This is a genomic window from Pedobacter sp., from assembly GCF_965249885.1.
Taxonomy (GTDB): Bacteria; Bacteroidota; Bacteroidia; order Sphingobacteriales; family Sphingobacteriaceae; genus Pedobacter.
Genome location: NZ_OZ252254.1, coordinates 2049314 through 2071479 on the forward strand (window position 1 = coordinate 2049314; position 22166 = coordinate 2071479).

18 protein-coding genes and 1 tRNA gene are annotated in these 22166 nt (G+C 39.3%); 13 read left to right on the plus strand and 6 right to left on the minus strand.

The window, feature by feature from the left end; genetic code table 11:
* Positions 1-77: 77 nt before the first annotated feature.
* Entirely contained in the window at positions 78-3155 is a 3078-nt protein-coding gene (locus tag ACY2A0_RS08660; RefSeq protein WP_461789160.1) for a SusC/RagA family TonB-linked outer membrane protein, read from the plus strand.
* A gap of 15 nt (positions 3156-3170) precedes the next feature.
* Complete coding sequence (locus ACY2A0_RS08665) at positions 3171-4460, plus strand: RagB/SusD family nutrient uptake outer membrane protein (protein WP_461789161.1); 1290 nt, start codon at positions 3171-3173, stop codon at positions 4458-4460.
* 53 nt (positions 4461-4513) lie between these two features.
* On the opposite strand, the gene ACY2A0_RS08670 is transcribed toward ACY2A0_RS08665, so the two are convergent.
* On the minus strand, positions 4514-5260 hold the full coding sequence (locus ACY2A0_RS08670) for a DeoR/GlpR family DNA-binding transcription regulator (RefSeq protein WP_461789162.1): 747 nt from the start codon (positions 5258-5260) through the stop codon (positions 4514-4516).
* 271 nt (positions 5261-5531) lie between these two features.
* Here ACY2A0_RS08670 and ACY2A0_RS08675 point away from each other — a divergent pair, with 271 nt between their 5' ends.
* Together ACY2A0_RS08675 and ACY2A0_RS08680 are read left to right on the plus strand one after the other, a co-directional pair.
* The gene (locus ACY2A0_RS08675; RefSeq protein WP_461789163.1) at positions 5532-8624 is read left to right on the plus strand and encodes a SusC/RagA family TonB-linked outer membrane protein; all 3093 of its coding nucleotides are present in this window, start codon (positions 5532-5534) and stop codon (positions 8622-8624) included.
* A gap of 10 nt (positions 8625-8634) precedes the next feature.
* A complete protein-coding gene (locus ACY2A0_RS08680) occupies positions 8635-8808 on the plus strand; it encodes a hypothetical protein (RefSeq protein ID WP_461791335.1) in 174 nt (57 codons plus the stop codon).
* A gap of 278 nt (positions 8809-9086) precedes the next feature.
* Here ACY2A0_RS08680 and ACY2A0_RS08685 read toward each other — a convergent pair whose 3' ends face one another.
* Positions 9087-10157 carry an IS110 family RNA-guided transposase gene (locus ACY2A0_RS08685; protein WP_461791193.1) on the minus strand — a complete coding sequence of 357 codons (1071 nt, stop codon included), beginning with the start codon at positions 10155-10157 and terminating at the stop codon, positions 9087-9089.
* Positions 10158-10202: 45 nt separating this feature from the next.
* Here ACY2A0_RS08685 and ACY2A0_RS08690 point away from each other — a divergent pair, with 45 nt between their 5' ends.
* From ACY2A0_RS08690 to ACY2A0_RS08705, 4 genes are all read left to right on the plus strand, one after another.
* Positions 10203-11666 (plus strand): SusD/RagB family nutrient-binding outer membrane lipoprotein, encoded by a 1464-nt coding sequence (locus tag ACY2A0_RS08690; RefSeq protein ID WP_461791336.1) that lies wholly within the window; start codon positions 10203-10205, stop codon positions 11664-11666.
* A gap of 12 nt (positions 11667-11678) precedes the next feature.
* Positions 11679-12521 carry a hypothetical protein gene (locus ACY2A0_RS08695; RefSeq protein WP_461789165.1) on the plus strand — a complete coding sequence of 281 codons (843 nt, stop codon included), beginning with the start codon at positions 11679-11681 and terminating at the stop codon, positions 12519-12521.
* Positions 12522-12612: 91 nt separating this feature from the next.
* Positions 12613-12828, plus strand: coding sequence for a hypothetical protein (locus tag ACY2A0_RS08700; RefSeq protein ID WP_461789166.1), 216 nt, complete (start codon positions 12613-12615; stop codon positions 12826-12828).
* Between the two features lie 169 nt (positions 12829-12997).
* Positions 12998-14689: a S41 family peptidase gene (locus ACY2A0_RS08705; RefSeq protein ID WP_461789167.1), complete on the plus strand. Its 1692-nt coding sequence runs from the start codon at positions 12998-13000 to the stop codon at positions 14687-14689.
* A gap of 396 nt (positions 14690-15085) precedes the next feature.
* Here the strand turns inward: ACY2A0_RS08705 and ACY2A0_RS08710 are convergent, their stop codons facing one another.
* On the minus strand, positions 15086-15412 hold the full coding sequence (locus ACY2A0_RS08710) for a 2Fe-2S iron-sulfur cluster-binding protein (RefSeq protein ID WP_113638535.1): 327 nt from the start codon (positions 15410-15412) through the stop codon (positions 15086-15088).
* Between the two features lie 22 nt (positions 15413-15434).
* Positions 15435-16445, minus strand: a complete 1011-nt coding sequence (locus ACY2A0_RS08715) for an NAD(P)/FAD-dependent oxidoreductase (protein WP_461791337.1) — start codon at positions 16443-16445, stop codon at positions 15435-15437.
* Between the two features lie 285 nt (positions 16446-16730).
* Between ACY2A0_RS08715 and ACY2A0_RS08720 the strand changes: the two genes are divergently transcribed.
* From ACY2A0_RS08720 to ACY2A0_RS08740, 5 genes are all read left to right on the plus strand, one after another.
* Positions 16731-17474: a UDP-2,3-diacylglucosamine diphosphatase gene (locus tag ACY2A0_RS08720; RefSeq protein ID WP_461789169.1), complete on the plus strand. Its 744-nt coding sequence runs from the start codon at positions 16731-16733 to the stop codon at positions 17472-17474.
* The gene (locus ACY2A0_RS08725; RefSeq protein WP_461789170.1) at positions 17471-18277 is read left to right on the plus strand and encodes a hypothetical protein; all 807 of its coding nucleotides are present in this window, start codon (positions 17471-17473) and stop codon (positions 18275-18277) included. The genes ACY2A0_RS08720 and ACY2A0_RS08725 overlap by 4 nt, the downstream gene beginning before the upstream one ends.
* Before the next feature lie 128 nt (positions 18278-18405).
* Positions 18406-19479: a peptide chain release factor 1 gene (gene prfA / locus ACY2A0_RS08730; protein ID WP_113638531.1), complete on the plus strand. Its 1074-nt coding sequence runs from the start codon at positions 18406-18408 to the stop codon at positions 19477-19479.
* A 174-nt stretch (positions 19480-19653) separates the two neighbouring features.
* Positions 19654-19727: transfer RNA gene (locus tag ACY2A0_RS08735), tRNA-Asp, on the plus strand.
* Between the two features lie 242 nt (positions 19728-19969).
* Entirely contained in the window at positions 19970-21271 is a 1302-nt protein-coding gene (locus ACY2A0_RS08740; RefSeq protein ID WP_461791338.1) for a phage integrase SAM-like domain-containing protein, read from the plus strand.
* 22 nt (positions 21272-21293) lie between these two features.
* Here the strand turns inward: ACY2A0_RS08740 and ACY2A0_RS08745 are convergent, their stop codons facing one another.
* Both ACY2A0_RS08745 and ACY2A0_RS08750 read right to left on the minus strand, forming a co-directional pair.
* Complete coding sequence (locus ACY2A0_RS08745; protein WP_461791339.1) at positions 21294-21593, minus strand: hypothetical protein; 300 nt, start codon at positions 21591-21593, stop codon at positions 21294-21296.
* Positions 21590-21895, minus strand: a complete 306-nt coding sequence (locus tag ACY2A0_RS08750) for a helix-turn-helix domain-containing protein (protein ID WP_461791340.1) — start codon at positions 21893-21895, stop codon at positions 21590-21592. Before ACY2A0_RS08750 ends, ACY2A0_RS08745 begins: the two co-directional genes overlap by 4 nt.
* Positions 21896-22166: the final 271 nt, after the last annotated feature.

The window sequence follows — 22166 nt, forward strand, 5'->3', positions numbered from 1 at the left end:
GGATATTTATCTCAAGTAACATTAATGTTGCGAAAGCTGGCTTACTGCCAGATAACTAACCATTTATTTAATCAGGTATGAAGAAATTCAACACTTTATGGTGTGCAGCACTAAGGATTTTCCTTGTGGCACCACTTTTTTTGCTGTTATTCATTACGGCAAATGCTCAAAATAGCCGATACACCATTACCGGGAAAATTACGGAAGAGGGAAGCAAAGCACCTATCCCAGGAGCGGGGGTAAGAATCCAAGGGACTAGTTTTGCTGTAGCTGCCAATGTGGACGGCACATACTCGTTAACGGTAAGTCTTGCGCCGGGAAATTATCAGCTATCAACCACATTTATAGGTTATAAAACTATTGTCAAGCAAATTACTTTGGGCTCAAGTACCAATATTGTTGCTGATTTCTCATTAACACAGGATGCCATGGGACTTGATGAAGTAATTGTAACGGGTACTTCGCAAGGTACTACGCGTAAGCAATTAGGTAGTTATGTAAGTAGTGTTAAGGGAGATGATTTAAATAGAGCTCCTAGCGGAAATGCATTAGCATCACTACAAGGCAAGACACCAGGTGCCCAAATTAGTCAAAACTCTGGCGATCCAGCTGGTGGTATTTCAGTAAGGCTAAGAGGGGTTAGCTCTGTCAATTCTTCTTCAGAGCCATTATACATCATTGATGGTGTAATTGTTAACAACTCAACCAAGAGAGTTACCAATACATCTTCAAATTACGATGGTGGTAATTTCGTTGGAAGTATAGGACAGAATAGAATGGTAGATATTAGTCCTAACGATATAGAGCGCATAGAGGTATTGAATGGGGCGGCCGCGGCAGCCATCTACGGTTCTAGAGCTAACGCCGGAGTAATCCAAATTTTTACCAAACGTGGTCAAAGTGGCGTGCCTCAAGTGAGTTTTAATTCGAGTTTAGTAATTAGCGAATTACGTAAGCAGGTAGAAGTCAATCAATCTCCTACTAAATTTGGCGGGCCAACCGATGGACCAACAGCGCAAACTCAAGATGTACTTTCACCGGCATTAACTACAACTACACCGGTAACTAGGTATAATTATCAGGATTATATTTTTAGAACAGGAGTAGGTACGGACAATTCAGTATCTGTGTCTGGAGGTAATGATAACACGAAGTTTTATACTTCTGCGGGTTATTTTTCTAATCAAGGAATCATTAAGAACACTGATTTTACCAGAATTAACTTTAGGGCTAATGTTGATCAGACAATTAACAAATGGGCAAAGATGAACGTAGGATTTAACTATATTCATAGTAATGCCAATGAAAAGCCTGATGGAAATTCTTTTTTCTCTCCTATGAATTCTGTAACGATCATAGGCAACTTTCACGATATCTTCGCTAGAGATGCGCTGGGTAATCTTAAGGCTGTTGGCGAGCGAGGCCGTGTTAATCCAGTATCAGTTATTGAAGATATTAAGCAGCGCCAATTTACGAATCGTATCATCGCAAATGCAGGGTTGAAACTTAACCCAATTAAGAATTTAACTATTGATTATACGATGGGTGTGGACAATTCGATACAGAATGGTACCACATTTATTCCACCATTTGCGTACAACGTGAGTACCGGATTTTGGGGTGGTGGTCCAACGCTAGATCCTTCTTTAAACGGATATGCTAGCGCTGCAAATGCAACTACAACCTTATTCAATAATGAGCTTAACTTTACCTACGACACTAAAATTTCAAGCGTATTAAGCTCAACTACGCAGTTGGGAGGATCATATCAGTATCAAAAAGACTTATACAGTTTAACAAATGGACGTGGTTTAGCCCCTTTTGTACAGGTAGTGAATGGAGCTAGTACCATGTTACAGGGTTCCGATAGCAGATCAGAGTTTTCTATTAGTGGTGCTTATTTACAACAGAACTTTAAGTACAAAGATCATTTGTTTGTAACAGGTGCAATTAGGGTTGACCAGTCAACTGTGTTTGGTGAGAATAACAGAACGCAAATTTATCCGAAGGCTAATATCAGTTATGTATTATCATCAGCCGAATATTGGAAAAACTTAGGTGTTTCGTCATGGTGGAATGCCTTTAAAATAAGAGCCGCGTATGGGCAATCTGGAAACTTAACAGGTATTGGAGCGTATGACCGTTTCAATGTGTACACTCCAAATTCTCTAAACAGTAAAACTACGCTAGGCTCGCTTTCTGTTTTGGCGAATACAGACGTGGTACCTGAACGCCAAACAGAGTTTGAAGTAGGTACAGATATGTCATTTTTCAATAACAGGTTAGGATTAACATTCAATTACTACAATAAAAATGTAACAGATTTATTGTTGCAAGTATTAATTGCCCCTACAAATGGCTTCTCTAGTTTGCTGGACAATATAGATGGCAAATTAAAAAATAAAGGGGTGGAAGTGATGCTGACGGGAGTACCGCTTAAAACAAAAGATTTCACATGGACTTCAACTTTAATCTACAACCGAAACAGAAATAAAATTACTGGCTCTGGCGCTAGGCAAACTTTTGCTACAAACCCAGGCGCTCCGGTATCAATTATTGATGGTTATCCTATCGGTGTATTTTATGGAACTTACTTCCAGCGTAATTCAGATGGTACTATTGCCACAAATGCGTCGGGTATTCCACTAACCGAAGGCCAGGCTGCAAATAATATCCAACGAAAAGTTATTGGAGATCCAAATCCTGACTACACAGGATCATTTGTAAACGATTTTTCGTATAAAAAATTAAGCTTACGCATACAGTTGGATGCTGTACAAGGAGGAGATGTTTGGAATGCAGATTGGAGAACTCGTCAAGGTGTTGGTAATGGAAAGGTTGCTGAAGCGGAACAAATGGGTAAATTGCCAAGAGGTTATGTTGCGGGAGCGTATAACGTAGAAGAATGGCGTATAGACGACGGCTCTTTTGTAAAGTTGAGAGAAATTTCTTTGAGCTACAATGTTGGGCAAGTTAAATTCATCAAAAACTTAGCAGTTAACTTAAGTGGAAGAAATTTGATCTCTTGGGATAATTATAAGGGATACGATCCAGAGCTTAACTCGGGAGGCCAATCAACCTTGTTAAGAAATATTGATTTTGGATCAGTTCCAATCCCTCGCACATTCTCTATAGGTTTACAGGCAAAGTTTTAATTTAAGATCATTTTTATGAAACATTTACAATCACGATATATAGGTTGCGCATTTCTTTTAACTGCAACTATGTTTACTTTGGGATGCAACAAGGAATATTTAAATCCTAACGCAGCTACGGCAAACGAAGTATTAAGCTCGGCTAAAGGATTAACCGGCGTTACCGTTGGATTACAAAAAAATTATTCAACAACAAGACCAGGTTTGCTTTATGCTGGCATTACGTTAAATGGACTAACTACAAATGAAGTTATTTCTGTTAACACAGGTAACACCAACGAAGAAAGATTAGCTGCTGGTGGCGTTCAAGTTGATGGCGATAACACCATAGTAGGCAATGTTTGGACTAGCGCAAACAAGATAATTTACGATGCGGATAATGTAATTAATAACGCAGCAACGTTGCCAGATAAAAATTACGCAGCAGGTTTAATTGCTCATGCCAGCATTTTCAAGGCATTGGCTCTCGGCAATTTAGCCGAATATTGGGAAAGGGTGCCCGATGGAACAGGAAAAAATGTTCAATTTATTACTAGGGCGCAAGGTTATAGCAAGGCAATTTCCACTATAGATAATGCTTTAAATGTAGTTGCTGCAAATGCTATTAGCAGTTCTTTCTTAGGTAATGTTCCTTCGGGTATTGATATCGTTAACACGTTAAATGCCTTGAAAGCTAGATATGCTTTATTTACGGGTAATTATGCATTAGCGTTAACTGCTGCAAATGCGGTGGATTTAACTAAAAAATCTGTTTTTACCTACGATGCACTTAATCTTAACCCGATTTTTGAAATCTCAACTTCTACCAACAACGTTATACAACCAAAAAATTTGAGTTTAGGTCAAACCGGAGCTAATGTCCCTGATGCAGGAGATGGTAGAATAGGTTTTTATACCACGGTGAATACAACGGTGCGCATAAAGGGTTTTGGAGATGCAACCTTCACCCAAATTCCAGTTTATTTACCTGGAGAGATGATGTTGATTAAAGCTGAAGCTTATGCACGTCAGGCTGTTCCGGATCTAGGGAATGCACTAACTGAACTGAATAAAGTGGTAACAAAAAACAATGATATTTACGGGGTTAATGCAAATTTACCAGCTTTAGTGGGGCCTTATACGCAAACCCAGCTACTAGATTTGATCTACAAACACAGATGCATTGAACTTTTTATGTCGGGATTAAAATTGGAAGACATGAGAAGGTTTGGCAGGCCAGATGCTGAAATGAAGCGAAAATTCATGCCTTATCCGAATCAAGAAAGAGATAACAATCCTAATACACCTGCGAACCCAGCGTTTTAAAAAAGAGAAAGGAGCTTTTCAATTAGAGAAGCTCCTTTTTTCTTTAAGACTTACTATATAATTTGTAAACCTTTGGTTTGGTAAGCTGCTAAAATTTCACTGCTTGGATCTAACTCGGTCACTAAGTAGCCGATGTTTTCAAGTCCCGCAACTTTTAATCTAAGGGTTATTCCCAACTTTTCAGAAATACATAAAACAGCCGTTTTTTTAGAAGAAGCAATCATTGCTTTTTTCAGCTGGTTAATTTCCCAATCTGTATCTGTAACACCATCTGACGGATCCAAAGCACTAGTTCCCATGAGGCATAAATCAGCTCTTATATCTGCTAATTGACTAATTACATGGCCGCCGTAACTAATTTGAGAGTTTTTAGCAAACAGACCACCTATTAAAATTACTTCGATTTTTTCGTATTTGGCCAGTTCAACCGCAACTAATGGGCTTATGGTAATAAACGTTGCATGGATGTGTTGCGGAAGCTGTTTAGCAAGTTCTATAACGGTTGTTCCTCCGCCGGTTAACACAACCATACCGTCTTTGATCAGAGAAGAGGCTTTTTTGGCAATGGCAATTTTCGCATCCTTAGCATACACTTTACTATCATCAAAAGTAGATTGATAGGATTTCGAAAGAGCGCCTCCGTGTACTTTGTTTAAAAGATTTTCGTCAGCTAATTCTTGTAAATCTCTTCTTATAGTGTCTTCTGATACGTTTAATAACTCTACTAAATCCGAACTTAAAACGCGGTTGTGGAGATTAATTTGACGCATAATGATATTATGCCGTTCTTTTTTTAACATTTTTTAGTGGTATTTAACAGGGTTTAAGGTAGTAAAAAATAATTAAAACAGGTTAAATTCTTGAAAGGAGTGCGAATGTTATGCGGATTTTTGCGGGGTTTGTACGGTAATTTAATTCTTTTTGTTAAATATTTGTTAAAATTTCTTTTTTAACTGGAAAACATTTGTGATATTTACGTGAGATTTAAGCTTAATGCGTTAATATGCGTTTTTCTAAATCAATGAAAATCAACGAACAAAAATTAATTACTAATTAACCAAACGAGAGTTTATGAAAAAAAAATTACTCATGCTGTTCTTGGGATCCTTTCTCTTGGCATTGCAGGTAATGGCACAGCAGAAGACTATTACGGGCAAGATACTTGATGAGGCAAGATTACCGCTTCCAGGTGCTACAGTACGGATCAAGGGTGCCACTGGAGGCTCAACGGCTTCTAGTGATGGAGTTTATTCCATAAAAGTTAATGTAGGACAAACAATTGTCTTTAGCTTTATTGGAACAGTTAGTCAGGAGGTGAAGGTTGGAACTGATAACGTAATCGATGTTGTGCTGAAAAATGATGCCAACCAACTAGCAGAAGTTGAGGTTACGGGAGCTTTGGGTATAAAGGAATCTAAAAAGGCCTTAGGAACATCCAGTCAATCTGTTAAAGGTACAGAAGTGGCGCAAACTCAAAGGGAAAACTTTATCAATGGATTACAAGGTAGGGTTGCCGGCTTGCAAGTGAATAGCACATCGGGTGTGCCTGGTGCATCAAGTACCATTACATTGAGGGGTATTAGCTCAATTAACAGTAATAACCAGCCCTTAATTGTTATTGATGGTATCCCATCTGATAACAGTACGTTTGCTACCGGCGAATTGGCGTCTAGTACAACATCCTCTACTTCGTTTGAAAACAGGGGGGTTGATTTTTCCAACAGATCTTCAGATTTTAGTGCGGAGGACATCGAGGACATCACTATTTTGAAAGGGCCAGAAGCCGCTGCACTTTATGGTATTGACGCAGCAAATGGAGCGATCCTAATTACCACAAGAAGAGGAAAAGCTGGAGAAGGTCGTATAAACTATAGTAATGCATTTAGAATTGATCAGGTTACAAAAATGCCTGAGGTTCAAAGAGAGTATGGTTTAGGTTTAAGTGGACAATCCGCTTTCACCAGTGCTTCATATTTCGGGCCTAAATATCAACCGGGAACTCAGTTCTACGATAATATTTCGAATTTCTTCGAAACAGCGCTAACGCAAAAACATAATCTTTCGTTCGAGGGGGGAAGTGATAAAGCTACTTATAGAATTTCATCAACTTATTCGAACCAAAATGGTGTAGTACCTAATACAGGATACGACAGGTTTACACTAAGCGGTGCAACAAATGCAAAAGTTAACAACTGGTTTAACATCGATTTGTCGTTAACATATAGCTACTCTTCAAATGATAAAGTATTTAAAGGAGCTGGTGGCCCATTAATCGGTCTTTTGATTTGGCCTGCCACTGATGATGCAAAAGATTACCTTACCGCTGGTGGATTAAGAAGACAGTTTTTTTCAAACTTAGCTCCACAAGATGAAATTGATAACCCTTACTTCAGTATCAATAAAAATAACTTAAGAGATATCAATAATAGGGTTTTCGCTGCATCTAGTTTTGTAATAAAACCAACAGCAGGTTTAAGCTTTACTACTAGGGTTGGTTTTGATATCGGAAGTTTTGAGAGTGCTACATTCCAACATCCACAATCGGCAAGAGCTGCGTTAAGGGGTGGTGCGTTTGATCAGATCACCAGAAACACTAAAAACCTAAACGTTAACAGTTTTGTTCAATATCAGAAAGATCTGTTTCCGAAATTTAGACTTGATCTATTGGGAGGTGCTGAAGCTAAATCTGAAGAAAGTAATGCACTTGCTGGATATGGCGAGAAATTCCTAGAGCCAGATTTTGCTTCAATAAACAACACCGATGCTACCACTAGAAGGGTATTAACAACTCAAGTACAAAGAAGGGTAGCTTCAGTTTATGGTCAAGCTAGATTTAACTATAATAAAATAGCTTATTTGACAGTAACAGGAAGAAATGACTGGTCGTCAACGTTGCCAGTAGAGAACAACTCGTTCTTCTATCCATCGGTTTCAACTAGTATCAATTTTACGGATATAAAAGCATTAAGTGCTATAAAAAGCGTATTAAATTATGGAAAGATTAGAGCTGCAATATCTCAAGTAGGTAGAGACTCTAGACCTTACAAAATTTACCCGGCACTTTTATATGAAAACAATACCGTTGGTGGATATCGTTACGGATTTACTGGTCCTAACTTTAATTTGAAACCTGAAATGGCTACTTCATATGAAATCGGAACCGAGCTATCATTTTTAGACAGCCGAATTAATGTAGAGTTCACGTATTATAAGAAGAAAACGTCTGAGCAAATTGTACGTGATATCAGAGCGAGTTATGGAACTGGTTTCGTGTTAGCTGATATGAATGGTGGTGTAACTCAAAACCATGGTTACGAAACATTGTTGACCTTTAAACCAATAATGAAAAAAGATTTCACTTGGAACGTAATTGCAAACTTTGACGTATCAAGATCGAAAGTGATTTCATTACCTAGGGATTTGCCAGAGTCTTATAACTCGGACACTTGGTTGTATGGTGGGATTAGAAAAACAGCTAGACCGGGCTTGCCTCTAACGGCGTTCTCTGGTACATTCTATCTTAGAAATAACGCTGGTGAAATCCTAATCAATCCTGGTACTGGTTTGCCTTATCGTTCGGCAGATTATATTGTTAACGGTACAGATACTTGGCCAAAATGGACTTTAGGATTAACTAACGAATTCAGTTACAAAAGCTTCAGACTTTCTTTCTTGATAGATATTAGAAAAGGTGGAGATGTGTTAAATGCTACAGAGCATTACTTAACGCAAAGAGGTTTGGCTTTAAGAACATTAGATAGGGAAACACCTAGAGTAATTAAAGGTGTGTTACGTGATGGATTGGAGAATACAGCTAACCCAACAGTAAACAATATCGTAGTAAATCCATTCTTTGATAGCACCTATTATTCAGGAATTAGTGAAGAGTTATTTATCGAAAGAAACATAAACTGGATTAGAATGAGAGATATTACTTTATCTTATGTAATTCCAAGTAAGGTTATGGCGAGACAAAAATTCTTTAAATCGGCATCAGCGTTTGTAACTGCTACTGATGTGTTCTTGATCACCAATTATTCAGGAGCTGACCCAATTGCTAATGGAAATAACGCTGCAACAGTTGGTGCGGGCGGTATGGGTATTGATTTCGGTAACTTCCCAATCTCAACAGGTATAAATTTTGGAGTTAGAATTGGTCTATAATAAATTGATTATGAAAAGTATTGTAATAAAAACTTTGTTAATAGCTTTGGTTATTACCTCTACAGGTTGTAAAAAATGGCTAGATGTAAATAGAAGCCCTAATGCACCAGATATTGTTGCTCCTAATCTATACTTAGGACCAATGATGACTAACATGGCTTCCTATGTAAAGCAGTTTTCCTAGAACCAAGTTAATCATTCCTTTTAAATATTCCAATAAATTGACATTTGGGGACTAAATTAATGCTCCTCAAACACCTCGATAATCATTAAGCTCAGGCTCCTATGTGTGGCTGCTTCTACGCGGAAACACCACCTGCACCCGTATGGTTGTATTGATTTTAAATACAGCTACCTGCTTTGCGGTGTGAAAGCATCAAGCTTCACAACCCATGTTTTGTAGTCTGGATTTTGTTTTTTGATGAGCTTTTAACAATTATGTTTTCTATATATATATCCTTTTTATGCCATAGCCTGTGGTTTTTGGTGATTGATCTGATAAGGTTTCCCTGTTTTGATAACCGACAGGATACGGTTCAATAATTTTCTGGCAATCTTAACTACAATACTTTTTGGGTTCTTGCCAATATGTGTACGGTAATAGGACTGCATCTGTGGATCTAGCCGCAGGGCAACCCAAGCAGCTTCTATAATATAACTACGTAGCAAACCTCGGCAACGTGGGGTTACCCCAAACACATTCTCTGTACCTCCGCTATTGCGCATCATCGGTACCAGTCCAATGTAGCTCGCAAAACTTGCCTCGTTGCCAAACCGCCTAATATCGCCCAGTTCGGCAATTAAGGCACTGGCCAAATAACCGCCAATACCCGGAATACTTTTAAGCAGATAATAATCCTGTTTATGGTGTTTACGGCAATGTGAACGTAGCTGGTTGGCCAGTTCCAGATATTCGCCATAGATAAACTCGTAAACACGCAACTTACTGTTTAGGCATTGCTGGCCTGTAGCAGAACGCCATTCGATGTGCTTAAGCCATTCGATAAACGACTTGGTCCAATTGGGATTGTCATGGGCCTCGGGAATTTTTATGCCCTGATAAAGCAGCAAGCTCTTGATGTGTGTTTTAGCCGACCGAAGCTGGCGGGTAATGGCAGCCCGATGCCTTAAAAGACTTTTTAGTTCGTCTTCCCAATCAGTTGGAATATGAATAGCCTTCAGTTCGCCCAACGATAGTTGCCTGCTCAGGTTACGGCAATCAAGTTTATCGGTCTTCTGGTAATATTGCTTGTTGCTGGTGGGCACATCTGCTGGGTTTACAACCGTTACATCCCAGCCCATCTGCATAAAATAACGTGCCGCACTAAAACCACAACAACCAGCCTCGTAGGTGAGCGCTATATCGTAACCGGGAAAGTTCCGCTCAACGTAATCATAAACCACTGAAGGGTCTGCCGGAACGGTGAAACTTTTGTGGTCGCTAATATCACTTCGGATATGAACCGACCAGCTTTTCTTGTGAATGTCGATACCAATGTATAACTTCGGTAAAGCAGTAATTTCTGTTGCCATATTTCAATTGTTTTGGTAGCTAATTAACGTTAGACTACATCTTTTTTGGATGGAACAGGATTGCTGCTTTTACATGGGTGCTTTGCGGCACCAATTGATGGTCGCTATGTAGGTAAATATGCTCAATTTTGGAGCGAAGTTACTGCATTGGACACTTGGGATAGACACGGATACCTTTATTCGGCTTCTGACCCAGCAGCAGAACATTGGAGAGTAGTTTACTTTTTAATGGGCTACAATTTAAATGATATGATGAGAATCTCTGAAAGTGAACAAAGATGGGATTTGCTAGGTATAGGTCATGTTTTTAAAGCTTGGGGATGGTTAAATTTAACGGTATTGCAAGGTCAAATCATAGTAAGCCAAGCATTTGATACCAGTAGAAAAACCTTTGATTATGATAGCCAAGAGTATGTTTACGGCGAGATAATTAAGCAATTAGATTTAGCAATTACTAACTTGCAGAGAACCGACGGCAAAGTTGACGCTGCATATATCGGTGCTAATGATATCATTTACAATGGAAACAGAGAAAAATGGTTAAAATTTGCTTATGGATTAAAAGCTATGGCTTTAAATCACTTTTCGAATAAAACCACCTATAATCCAGATGCTATCATCGATGCTGTAAACAAATCATTCGCTAGTAATGCTGATGATGCTAAGTTTAAGTATACAGGACTAGCTAATGCTTCTAAAAATTATTTAAGTCCAGATAGAGGTAACTTTACATCGGTACGCCAAACAAATTTCTTCTTAAAAACGCTTAATGGTACTCAGTTTAATGGTGTTGTTGATCCACGTTTAAGAAGACTTATTTTTCCTGCTACCGACGGTGGTTTTTATGGTGGAGAGGCTACTTTTGCTGTTCCTACTACAGGAAACACTGCACCGAAAACAATTTGGGGAACCAATAACGTTTCTGGAATAGATTTACCAGGTAACTATGTATTCAATGCTAAGTCTAGCGTTCCTTGGATGACCTACGCACAGTTACAGTTTATTAAAGCTGAGGCAGCTTTTAGAAAAGGAGATAAACCAACTGCATTAGCTGCGTATAAAAATGGAATCTCTGCACATATAGACTTTGTAAATACTGCAAATGCTGAGGCAGCTAACTCTGCAATTACGGCCATTACTGCCACAGAGAAAACTGCTTTCCTTTCATCGGCAGCGATACCTACAGATGCAAACAATTTGAAACTGGGCGATATTATGCTACAGAAATATATTGCACAATGGGGATGGGCGTTTAATGAGGCATGGACTGACCTACGCAGATATCACTACACGGATTTGGAACCAGGCAGCACAACAGATCAGGTGTTCAGAGGATTTCAAATTCCTGACCAAAGTCGTTTGGCTACTGCTAACCAAGGAAAACCGGTTTACAGAATTAGACCTAGATACAACTCTGAGTGGGTATGGAATCTAGAAACTCTTAAGAAAATCGGAGGTGATAAAGACAGCTACCATACTGATATAATGTGGATTTTTGAAAAAAATTAATTGGATTCAAACATGAGAAATTTAAATAAATCGATATCATTTTTATTTCTACTCAGCATACTTTTTTTAGGGTGTAAAAAAAATGCGGTAGAAGATATCACAACACCATATAGTGGTGCTCAATTTAAAGTTTATAATTTTACCTATGTTAGGAGCGCTACACCGGCACCAACCACTACTACCGTAACTTTCAATGCTTACGCAAATGATGTAAGGTTTGCTACTGTGGTATCTACTACAGGAACTGAAAGCCCTAATGCCCTTACTATGGGAAATCTTAGTCCGGCTAGGGGTTACGCATTAGCTCCTGCTGGTCAGGTAGTGTTAACTGCTAAATCTCCTTCAACCGCTGTAGTAAGTACGGTTTATGGCTTTGGCCCTGATTTGGAAATTGCGAAAGTGTCAGCAAATGTGGTATCTGGAAGAAACTATAGCTTTTACGTGAATGGCTATTTTGATCCTGTTACTAAGAAAGCTGACGGATTTATAGTTGAAGATAAACTTCCAGAACCTGATACAGCAGCTGCTTACATCAGGTTGGTAAATCCAGCTCCAAATACGAGCACTTTATCTTTACAAATAACTAGAACCTATAAGGTTGATGGTGTTGATGTAATCGATACTACAACTCCGATAAATGGTGTTGCTTATAAATCGGCTTCTGAATTTGTTAGAGTACCTTCTGGCGTTTATAACACATTAAAATGTACGGATTTAGCTACTGGTAAATCGGTTACTAGAACCACCGCTACAACACTGCTAAAAAACAGGGTTTACACCTTTACAGTTAGGGGTGATCTGGTGGGAACAACAAGTTATCCCGCGTTATTCCTCGATTTCACCGAAAATCGATAACGCTTAAAATAAAAAAGCCCCAATTAATTGGGGCTTTTTTATTTTACTGCCGGTCAAATTAATTATCTTTGCTCAATAAAATTATTCACCAATGGCAAATTTTACGCTTACTACCGAGAACTGGCAAAAAGTTAAAACAAAGTTTTTAAGGAAATATCGTGAACTAGCTGCAGTAGAAATTCCTTTCACTCCTGGGCAAGAAGATCAATTGGTGCACACCTTAGCTAAGCTGGTAAATCGCGATGCGGCTTATATCGAATTTACCATTCGTAAAGCATTGGCAGATCCTGACGGAAATAGATTGTAACGTCCCTAACACACCTCCCATCTTTTAAACACACTCCATATGATTTGAAAAATCATAATGGTTTGTTAAATTTACTTCTCAATTTAAAGCACAACTACGTTGTTATGCTTAGTTAATGTAAATTCAATAATGATGTGCCATCAATTGAGTTTCACCTAAAACGGATTTCATGAAGAGAGTAAAAATTGCACTTTTTGGTGCCATCTTAATTGTTACCACATTTGCCTTGGCGTTTAAAGAAGATCTTTTTCAGGTCTCCAAAAACCTGGACGTGTTTGCTTCTTTATATAAGGAAATCAATATCAATTATGTAGATGAAACCAACCCATCGCAATTGATGAAACAAGGTATTGATGCCATGTTAGAAAGTTTGGATCCTTATACGGAATACGTACCTGAATCGGAAATTGAAGAATATAAACTAAAATACGTAAGTACACAATACGGCGGTATTGGCGCAGGTACGCTAACTATTGACGGTAAATTGTTCGTGAATGAAGTAAGTGAGGGATATCCATCTTATAAAGCCGATATACAACCTGGTGATCAGATATCAAAAATCAATGGCGTAGAGACTACAGGAAAAGAAAGAAGCCAGATTAGCCAGCTGCTGCGTGGTCCAAAAGGTACGCCGGTTACGCTAACCTTGGTAAGGGAAGGAAAAACGATTGAAAAAACGATTGTAAGAGAAGAAATAAAGCAGAAAAATGTACCTTATTACGGGATGCTCGACGAGCAAATTGGCTATATCCGTTTAGATAAGTTTTTGGAGAATTCAGGGCAAGAAGTTAAAGATGCACTGGAAAGCATTACTAAGCAAAAACCAAAAGGACTTATTTTAGATTTAAGAAACAATGGCGGTGGAATTTTACAGGAAGCAGTAAAAATTATCAATTTATTTGTAGATAAAAACGTACTGGTGGTTACCCAAAAAGGTCGCAACCCCGAAAAAAGTATTAGCTACAGAACCATGGCCAATGCCATCGCACCAACTTTGCCTGTTGTGGTATTAATCAATGGTTCATCGGCATCTGCTTCAGAAATTGTGGCAGGCGCTTTCCAAGACCTCGATAGGGGCATTGTAATAGGGCAACGCAGCTATGGAAAGGGATTGGTGCAGCAAACCTTTAATTTGCCTTACAACAGCTTGGTAAAGGTTACAGTGGCTAAATATTATACGCCATCTGGGCGATGTATCCAGGCATTAGATTATGCCCATCGAAAACAAGATGGCTCAGTACAGAAATTTGCAGATAGCACCATGAAAGCCTTCGGCACAAAAGCAGGACGTACTGTATATGACGGTGCCGGAGTTTATCCAGATATAGTGGTAGATGCAGACAAATACAGCCCAGTAACTATATCATTACTTAATAAAAATTTATTTTTTGACTATGCAAATAGTTTTAAGAAACAAAATCATACTGTAGCTTCAGCCAAGGATTTTCAGGTGTCTGATGCACAGTACGGTCAATTCATTGCTTCATTGGGTAATAAAGATTATAGCTATACTTCAAGAAGTGAGCGCTTAATTAATGAGCTAAAGAAAGAAGTGGATAGAGATGATAAATCGGTGATTAAAGCCGATTTGGAAGCGTTGAAGACAAAGATAGCCAATGCAAAGAAAAATGATTTAGCGGCACATAAGCTAGAGATCAAACGGGCACTGGAAACCCAAATTATTAGTCGTTATTATCAAGAAAAAGGTCGGATTGAGCAGGCATTTCAGTATGATAAGGAAATTGCAAAAGCTAAATCTCTATTTCAAAACCAAAATCAAATGCTGGCTATTTTAAAAGGTGATGGCAATTACAAAACCATTGGCAGCCCTATACTGAAAGCAAACGAGTCTTCAAACTAGATTCAATCTTATTTTTAAATGTAGACTCGTAGATTTAAATCTTGCGAGGTACCCTCTCTCTTTCCTACGGACATCTCTCCCTTTGAGGGAGAGAAGCAGTGATTAATGTTAGTGAAAATGTTTAAAGGGAACTATCTATACGTTAATTCTTCAACGTAAAGCGGTTATCTGCTTGTTAATGAACTTATTGTAAGGTTGTTTGTCAATATCTTAGTTGTTCTTCTATTGAAAGGTGACTAAATACTGCATAATTTTTCTTTTCAGTACGGTGTGTTCAGAGCGAAACACCCATAACCCCGTCAACCTGAATTCATTTCAGGGTCAGTTGAGCTAGGTGAGAGCAGTACTCACATTAACTAGCTGTTTTGTAACGAGATGCAGGAGCAAAGAGGAGGACTAGTAGTCCATTGCATGTAACCTTACCTTTAAGCCTTCCATTGCAGGGCTTAACTGTAGTTGGCATGCCAATCTAGAGTTTGGTAGTAAATCAGGAAGTGTATCAAGCATAGCGTATTCATCGTCACTCATTTCGTTGAGCTTATCCTCGCCTTCAAGTACATCAACGCAACATGTAGCACATAAAGCCATGCCGCCGCAAGTTGCTAAAACATCGTACTCGCTAGCTTTAAGAAATTCCATTAAGCTGAGACCCATGTCTGTTGGGGCAACCAGCTCAGCTACATTGCCTTCTCTATCTTCTACGGTAATATTGATATCGCTCATTTTCGATTGCTGTTTTTAATGCTTAAAATTCACTTACACCGTTAACCGTAGTGTATTTCATGGTATATTTTACACCAGGGTTCATATACTGATAAGCGCTGTGGCTCATCAAAGCGGCTTCGTGGAAGCCACATAAGATCAATTTCAGTTTGTTGGTGTAAGTATTGATATCGCCAATGGCGTAAACCCCGGGTACGTTGGTCGAGTAGTCATCAACATTCACTTCAATTGCACTTTTACTAATGTTGAGTCCCCATTGCTCAATTGGGCCTAATTTAGGACTAAGGCCAAATAAAGGAATCAAGTGGTCAGCTTCAACACTAGTTGTCTCCATGGTTTTGTTATGGATAATTTCCACACTTTCCAATTTGCCTTCACCATGTACCGCATTAAGATTGCTATTTAACACTAGGTTGATTTTGCCCTTTTCTGCAAGTTCCATCACTTTCGCTACCGAGTCTGGAGCACCTCTAAAGCTTTCGCTACGGTGTACCAAAGTTAATTCGCTACATACTTCAGCAAGGAAAATAGTCCAGTCCAACGCCGAGTCACCACCGCCGGCAATTACCATTTTCTGGCCACGGTATTTCTCCGGATCCAAGATCATATAATTTACACCACGGCCATTTTCAAATTTCTCTAATCCAGCAACTGCAGGTTTACGTGGCTCAAAACAACCTAATCCGCCAGCAATTACTACTACCTTAGCCTCAATTACGGTTCCCATGTTGGTGGTTAGTACAAAATCAGCTTCGCCTCTTTTTTCCAAACCTTCAATTCTTTCTCCCAAAGTAAAACCAGGGTGAAAAGGTTTTGCCTGCTCCATTAAGTTGTCAATAAGCTCTTGCGCTAAAACCGAAGGAAATCCGGGGATATCGTAAATAGGTTTTTTAGGATATATTTCTGATAGCTGACCGCCCACCTGTGGTAAATAATCAATTAAATGACAACGCATCTTTAACAAACCCGCTTCAAAAATTGCAAATAAACCAACCGGTCCGGCGCCAATAATAGCTATATCAGTAGAGATCATATTTAAAAATTTTGTGCAAAAGTACAAAATTAAGTTATAAAAACATGCAGCTATTTAGATGAATTCTAGATAGAATGCAATAATTTCTATAAATCCTATAGATTTAGCCTTTTTCATCTGCTAATGTTTAACGCCTGCGCTTAAAATAAACTGAAATCTATTGGTTTTGAGCTGGTTTACTGACTTTAATTTAAAGCTGCAAAAATCTAAATCGACTTTTATGCAAGCCTACAAATTCATTACATGCCATAATCTAAAATCTAAAATTGTAAATTTGAAACCTACATGACTAAGAACATATATTTCGCATCGGATTTTCACTTGGGTTCTCCAAACCATGCAGAGAGCAGAAAGCGTGAAGACCGTATTGTAAGGTGGTTGAACTTTATACAGCCTACCTGTGGCGAACTATTTTTAATGGGCGATGTGTTTGATTTTTGGTTCGAGTACAAATATGTTGTGCCTAAGGGTTTTGTACGTTTACAGGGTAAGCTAGCCGAAATGGCGGATAGCGGCATAAAAATCTATTTCTTCAAAGGCAATCATGATATGTGGGTGAAAGATTATTTTACTCAGGAAATAGGGATGGAGATTGTTAGCGATGAATTACTGATTGAACGAAATGGCAAGAAGTTCTTTTTGCACCACGGTGATGGTTTAGGTCCTGGAGATAAGAAGTACAAGTTTTTAAGGAAGATTTTCAGGAACCCAATATGCCAGTGGTTGTTTGGCATGGTGCCTCCGCGTATTGGAATGGGTATTGCCAACGGTTGGTCGGCGCATAGTAGGGCTGCCAGTAAAACCGAAGAGGTATTTGTTGGAGAAGATAAGGAATGGCTGGCAGTTTATGCAAAAGAGCAATTGAGCAAGCAGCATTTTGATTATTTTGTGTTTGGGCATCGGCATTTACCCTTAACCATTAAACTAAGCGAAAGCAGCACGTATATTAACATTGGCGAGTGGTTAAACTATAATTCGTACGGTGTGTTTGATGGCGAAAAATTGAAGCTAGCGTATTTTGAAAGATGAGAAGGTTAATTGTTGTGCTGTGTAATTGTTTAATTGTGGTGCTGTTCCAAAACAGTACGGCCAACGCACAATTCAAACAAGTAGCTCAAATTGATACCGTTGCCAGGTCGGTTTATGTTGATAACCTGGATAACGTTTATCTTTTATCCGCAAGGGATGAGCTGTTGAAGTACGACATGAACGGCAGATTGAAATGGCGCTATAGCAATAACAGGTTCGGAAGGTTGCAAAGTGTAGATGTCTCCGATCCTTTAAGAGTAGTTTTGTTTTACGCCGACTTTCAGCAGGTAGTGGTGCTCAACAATAATTTGAATGAAATTACCAACTACTCCTTTGCAAAAAATGGCAACTTATTGGTGTCGGCAGTAGCATCCGGAAATAACAATAGCCTTTGGATTTTCGAAAGAACGGCTAATGTGCTGATTAAACTTAGTAGTAATTTTACAGAAGATATCAGATCGGCAAATTTATTTCAACTATTTGATGAAGTGGTAGACGCGAAGAAGATTGCCGCATCTGACCAATACGTATTCTTGCAGCGCAAAAGTGGTGGCATACTGCAATTTGACAGGTTTGGTGCTTTCGTTAAGGATTTGCCAATTGATAGTCTTTCAGATTTCAACATTACCAGCAATACCATTGTTTACTTCAAGGGTACTGAGCTGTTCAAATATCAGCCAGGTAATTTGGAGAGTAGCAAGCAAAAAATGCCCATAACATTACCAATTAAGCAGGTTGCGGTGGGCAATAAATTAATTGCGGTGTTAAGCGAAAAAGCCGTATTTTTGCTGTCCGATAATTAAAGCGTGTCGTTTTTGCACTGTTTTTAGTGTAATAAACCCGATTGAAGCGGATCCCCGATTTTATCGGGAGGAGCGGAAAGCGGGGCTTGCTTTAATTGGAATATTGATAGTGATTTTCTTATAAAAATATGTTAGATAAATTAGAAGCCATTAAGTTGCGCTGGGAAGATGTAGAAGAGCAATTGAGTAATCCTGATGTGATACAGGACATGAAGCGTTTTGCCGCTCTTAACAAGGAGTATAAAGACCTTACGAAGATTGTGGAGGAGTACAAGGTGTACAAAAACGTAATGAGCAACATTGAGGCCAATAAAGATATTTTAAGCAACGAGAAAGATCCTGAGATGCGTGAAATGGCGAAGGAGGAGCAGGACATTTTGTTGGTGCAACAGGAGGAAATGGAAGAGCGCATTAGATTGATGCTGATTCCGAAAGACCCAGAAGATGCTAAAAATGCGGTGTTTGAGATTAGAGGTGGTACCGGCGGTGATGAGGCTGCGCTTTTTGCGGGCGATTTGTACCGTATGTATACGCGTTATTTTGATACCAGAGGTTGGAAAGTAGAGGTAATGGATGTAACTGAAGGTACTGCTGGAGGTTATAAAGAGGTGGTATTAAAGGTAAGCGGAGATGATGTTTACGGGACCTTGAAGTACGAAAGTGGTGTACACCGTGTACAGCGTGTGCCTGATACAGAAACGCAGGGACGTGTGCATACTTCGGCGGCTTCGGTAGCGGTGTTGCCAGAGGCCGAGGAGGTGGATGTATATATTAACCCTGCTGATGTGGATTTGCAGACCTCTCGTTCAGGTGGTGCTGGTGGACAGAACGTAAATAAGGTAGAAACGAAGGTGCAATTAACGCACAGGCCATCGGGTATTGTGGTAGTTTGTCAGGTGGAACGTTCGCAGTTGGCCAACCGCGAGCTGGCTATGGAGATGTTGCGCTCTAAGTTATATGATTTAGAAGTACAGAAAAAACATGGTGACATTGCGGCTAAACGTAAAACGATGGTTTCAACGGGAGATAGATCAGCGAAGATTAGAACCTACAACTATCCGCAGGGACGTGTAACGGATCACCGTATTGGTTTAACGCTTTACAACTTGCCAGCTATTATGGATGGTGAAATTCAAGAGCTGATTGATAAGCTGCAGTTTGCTGAAAATGCAGAAAAAATGAAAGAGGGAGCAGTTAACTAGGCTCTTTTCTTTAAAAGTATAAGGAGTAAGAACGATTTAATTTTTTGGATTTAAAATTTTATCACTGAAAAACAGCTTGTTATAAATAATTTAAAATTTTTATTGCAAAACAAATAAAACAAGCTATATTTGCAGACCCAAACGGAAAGACGGACGTCTGAAAGTAAGGAAAACGGTTCGGTAGTTCAGCTGGTTAGAATGCCGCCCTGTCACGGCGGAGGTCGCGGGTTCGAGTCCCGTCCGGACCGCAAGGTCAAGTTAAAAGCCTTTAAAAGCGCACTATACAGTGCGCTTTTTTTGTTTCCACGCATTTTTCATCAAACATTTTCAAATAAACTGTACAAAATAATTCATTGCAGTTTAGGGATTATGTTTACCATTTCATTTACCATGTAGGTGCCGTAAATTAGGTAAACGGTTTTTCCGTAAAAGGTCGGTTTTAAGGACTTCACGCCGCTTTAGGCGCATGTTTAACCTTAAGAAGTGAAAGATGAAAAGCAATCAGAAAATGTCCGTAATGTTTTGGCTGTTCAAGGCAAAATTGGACAAAAAAGGTGTAGCTCCCCTTTACGTCAAGATAACAATCGATGGAGAGGACGTCGATCTGTCAATCGGTAAGAAAATGGCACCAGAGTTTTGGGATACAGAAACCAAAAGGAATACCGAAGGGAGCAGGGAAGCAGAGGATATTAATTTTAGGATTTTAGAGGTGCAGAAGGACTTGGAAAGGATCTTTGAAAATCTATGCCGGGAATATCAGTATGTTCAGCCACAAATGGTCAAGAATATCTTCAATGGCAAGTCGGCCAATTGGAGTGCATTGGAGGAAAAAAAGCAGAAGGAAACTAAGCATACCCTTGTGGAAGTGGTAGATGCTAAGATGGAAGAACTTCAGTTACAGGTTAATGCCAAACTGATGAAGTCGTCAACGCACACAACTTGGAAGACTTCCAAAAAACATATCCTAGATTTCATCAGTTATTACTCTGGTGGAAAAGATATTCTTCTGTCAGATATTAAGCAGGATTTTGCCAGAGAGTTGGTTGCATATCTTACGTTGCACAAAGAAGAGCCTTTGAGTCCAATTACTACTGAAAGGAGGGTAATCCATCTAAAAGCATTTTTGGATTATGCTGTTGAGAAAGAGTGGCTCGACAAGAATAGGGTACAGAACTTCCAGTACAATCCCAAATCTAAAAAGGTAACCCCATTGGAATATTCCGATGTAATAAAGCTTCATGCTAAGATTTTCGAAAACGATAAGCTGAACATCATAAAGGATATGTTCATTTTCCAATGCTTTACGGGATTTGCATACGCCGAGCTTGCCGATCTGACAGCGGCAAATATCGTCGACCATGGCGGTCGGGGCAAGTGTCTGGTCCGTGACAGGCAGAAAACCATGAGCACTGAATTGGTGCCGATGCTGCCGATAGTCGAAGAGATTGTAAATCGTTACCATGATCACCCGCTTGTTTTGAAAACTGGAAAGCTACTTCCGATAATTAGCAACCAAAAATACAATGACTACCTCAAGCCTGTTGGTACAATTGCTGGCTTTTCCAGGCCTTTGACAACTCATTTGGCAAGGCACACCTTTGCGCACATTATGCTAAATCATTTTTTTCTGCCATTGGAGGACGTCTCGTTGATGATGGGACACCAATCTATGAAAACAACCAAACAGTATTGCCAGGTAGGGAAGGAGCGACTAATGAAGAGCATGAGTTCTGTCCATAATCAGATGAAGGATATCGACGGGCAGCACGCTGTTACAAATTGGGCATCATGAAGAGGCTGCCAAGTGGCAGCCTTTAGTTTATTATAATGACGGGATAAAACGCTGGTGAGTGATATTGGACATTGTCCCTGTAAAAAAAGGCTTCGAGTCCGAAGCCTTTTTTATTTTCCATACCATATGTTTCTCCAGGCATGTTGTTTCCAGTTTGAAATAGGCAAACCCTTGTTGCTTCGCCATTTTTTTTTTTATATAGATCATAGAATTCTGCGGCATCCTCTTCTGTAGCGCCTTGAGCAATGAAATAAATCTCAACATGTTTCCTTTCGGGAGGGACCATAGAACCTATTCCGGGGCTAAATGTTTGATCTTTCATCTCCTGTTACCTCCACCTTGCATCATTTTTTCGATCTCTTCCATATTGTAGTAAATCGTTCCCCCAATCCTGGTAAAGGATATGGTTTTTGAATTTCGCATGGTCTGCAGTTTGCCGTGCGATACGTTAAGCAGTTTTTTCACCTCAACTGATTTTATCCATTTCTGGATATTTGGAATTTGTCCCTGCGTTACAACTTGCTTGATCTCGGTTAGGATCTCTTTTTTTAGGTCGTTCATCATTAGGATGAAAAAACTCTTAATCTCGTTGTCTGCTAATCTGTCTTCCCACTCTTTTCCCATCACTAAAAAATTTTGAATATTAAACACTATTGTTGAGATAAATCTCACTTGCCTTAGTTCTTTTGCAAGAACGCACATACCTTAAATAGCCATAGTCGTTGAGTTCATTGATGCATTTCCGATAAGTTACGTGCGATATCTTTGCAATGTCGATTACCTGATGACAGAAAACCTTCATCGGGTGCTGACAACCATTTGACTGCCAGTATTCAACCAGTGACGCGTATAGCCCGATATGGGTGATACTTATCCTTCCGTCATTCTTTACGGC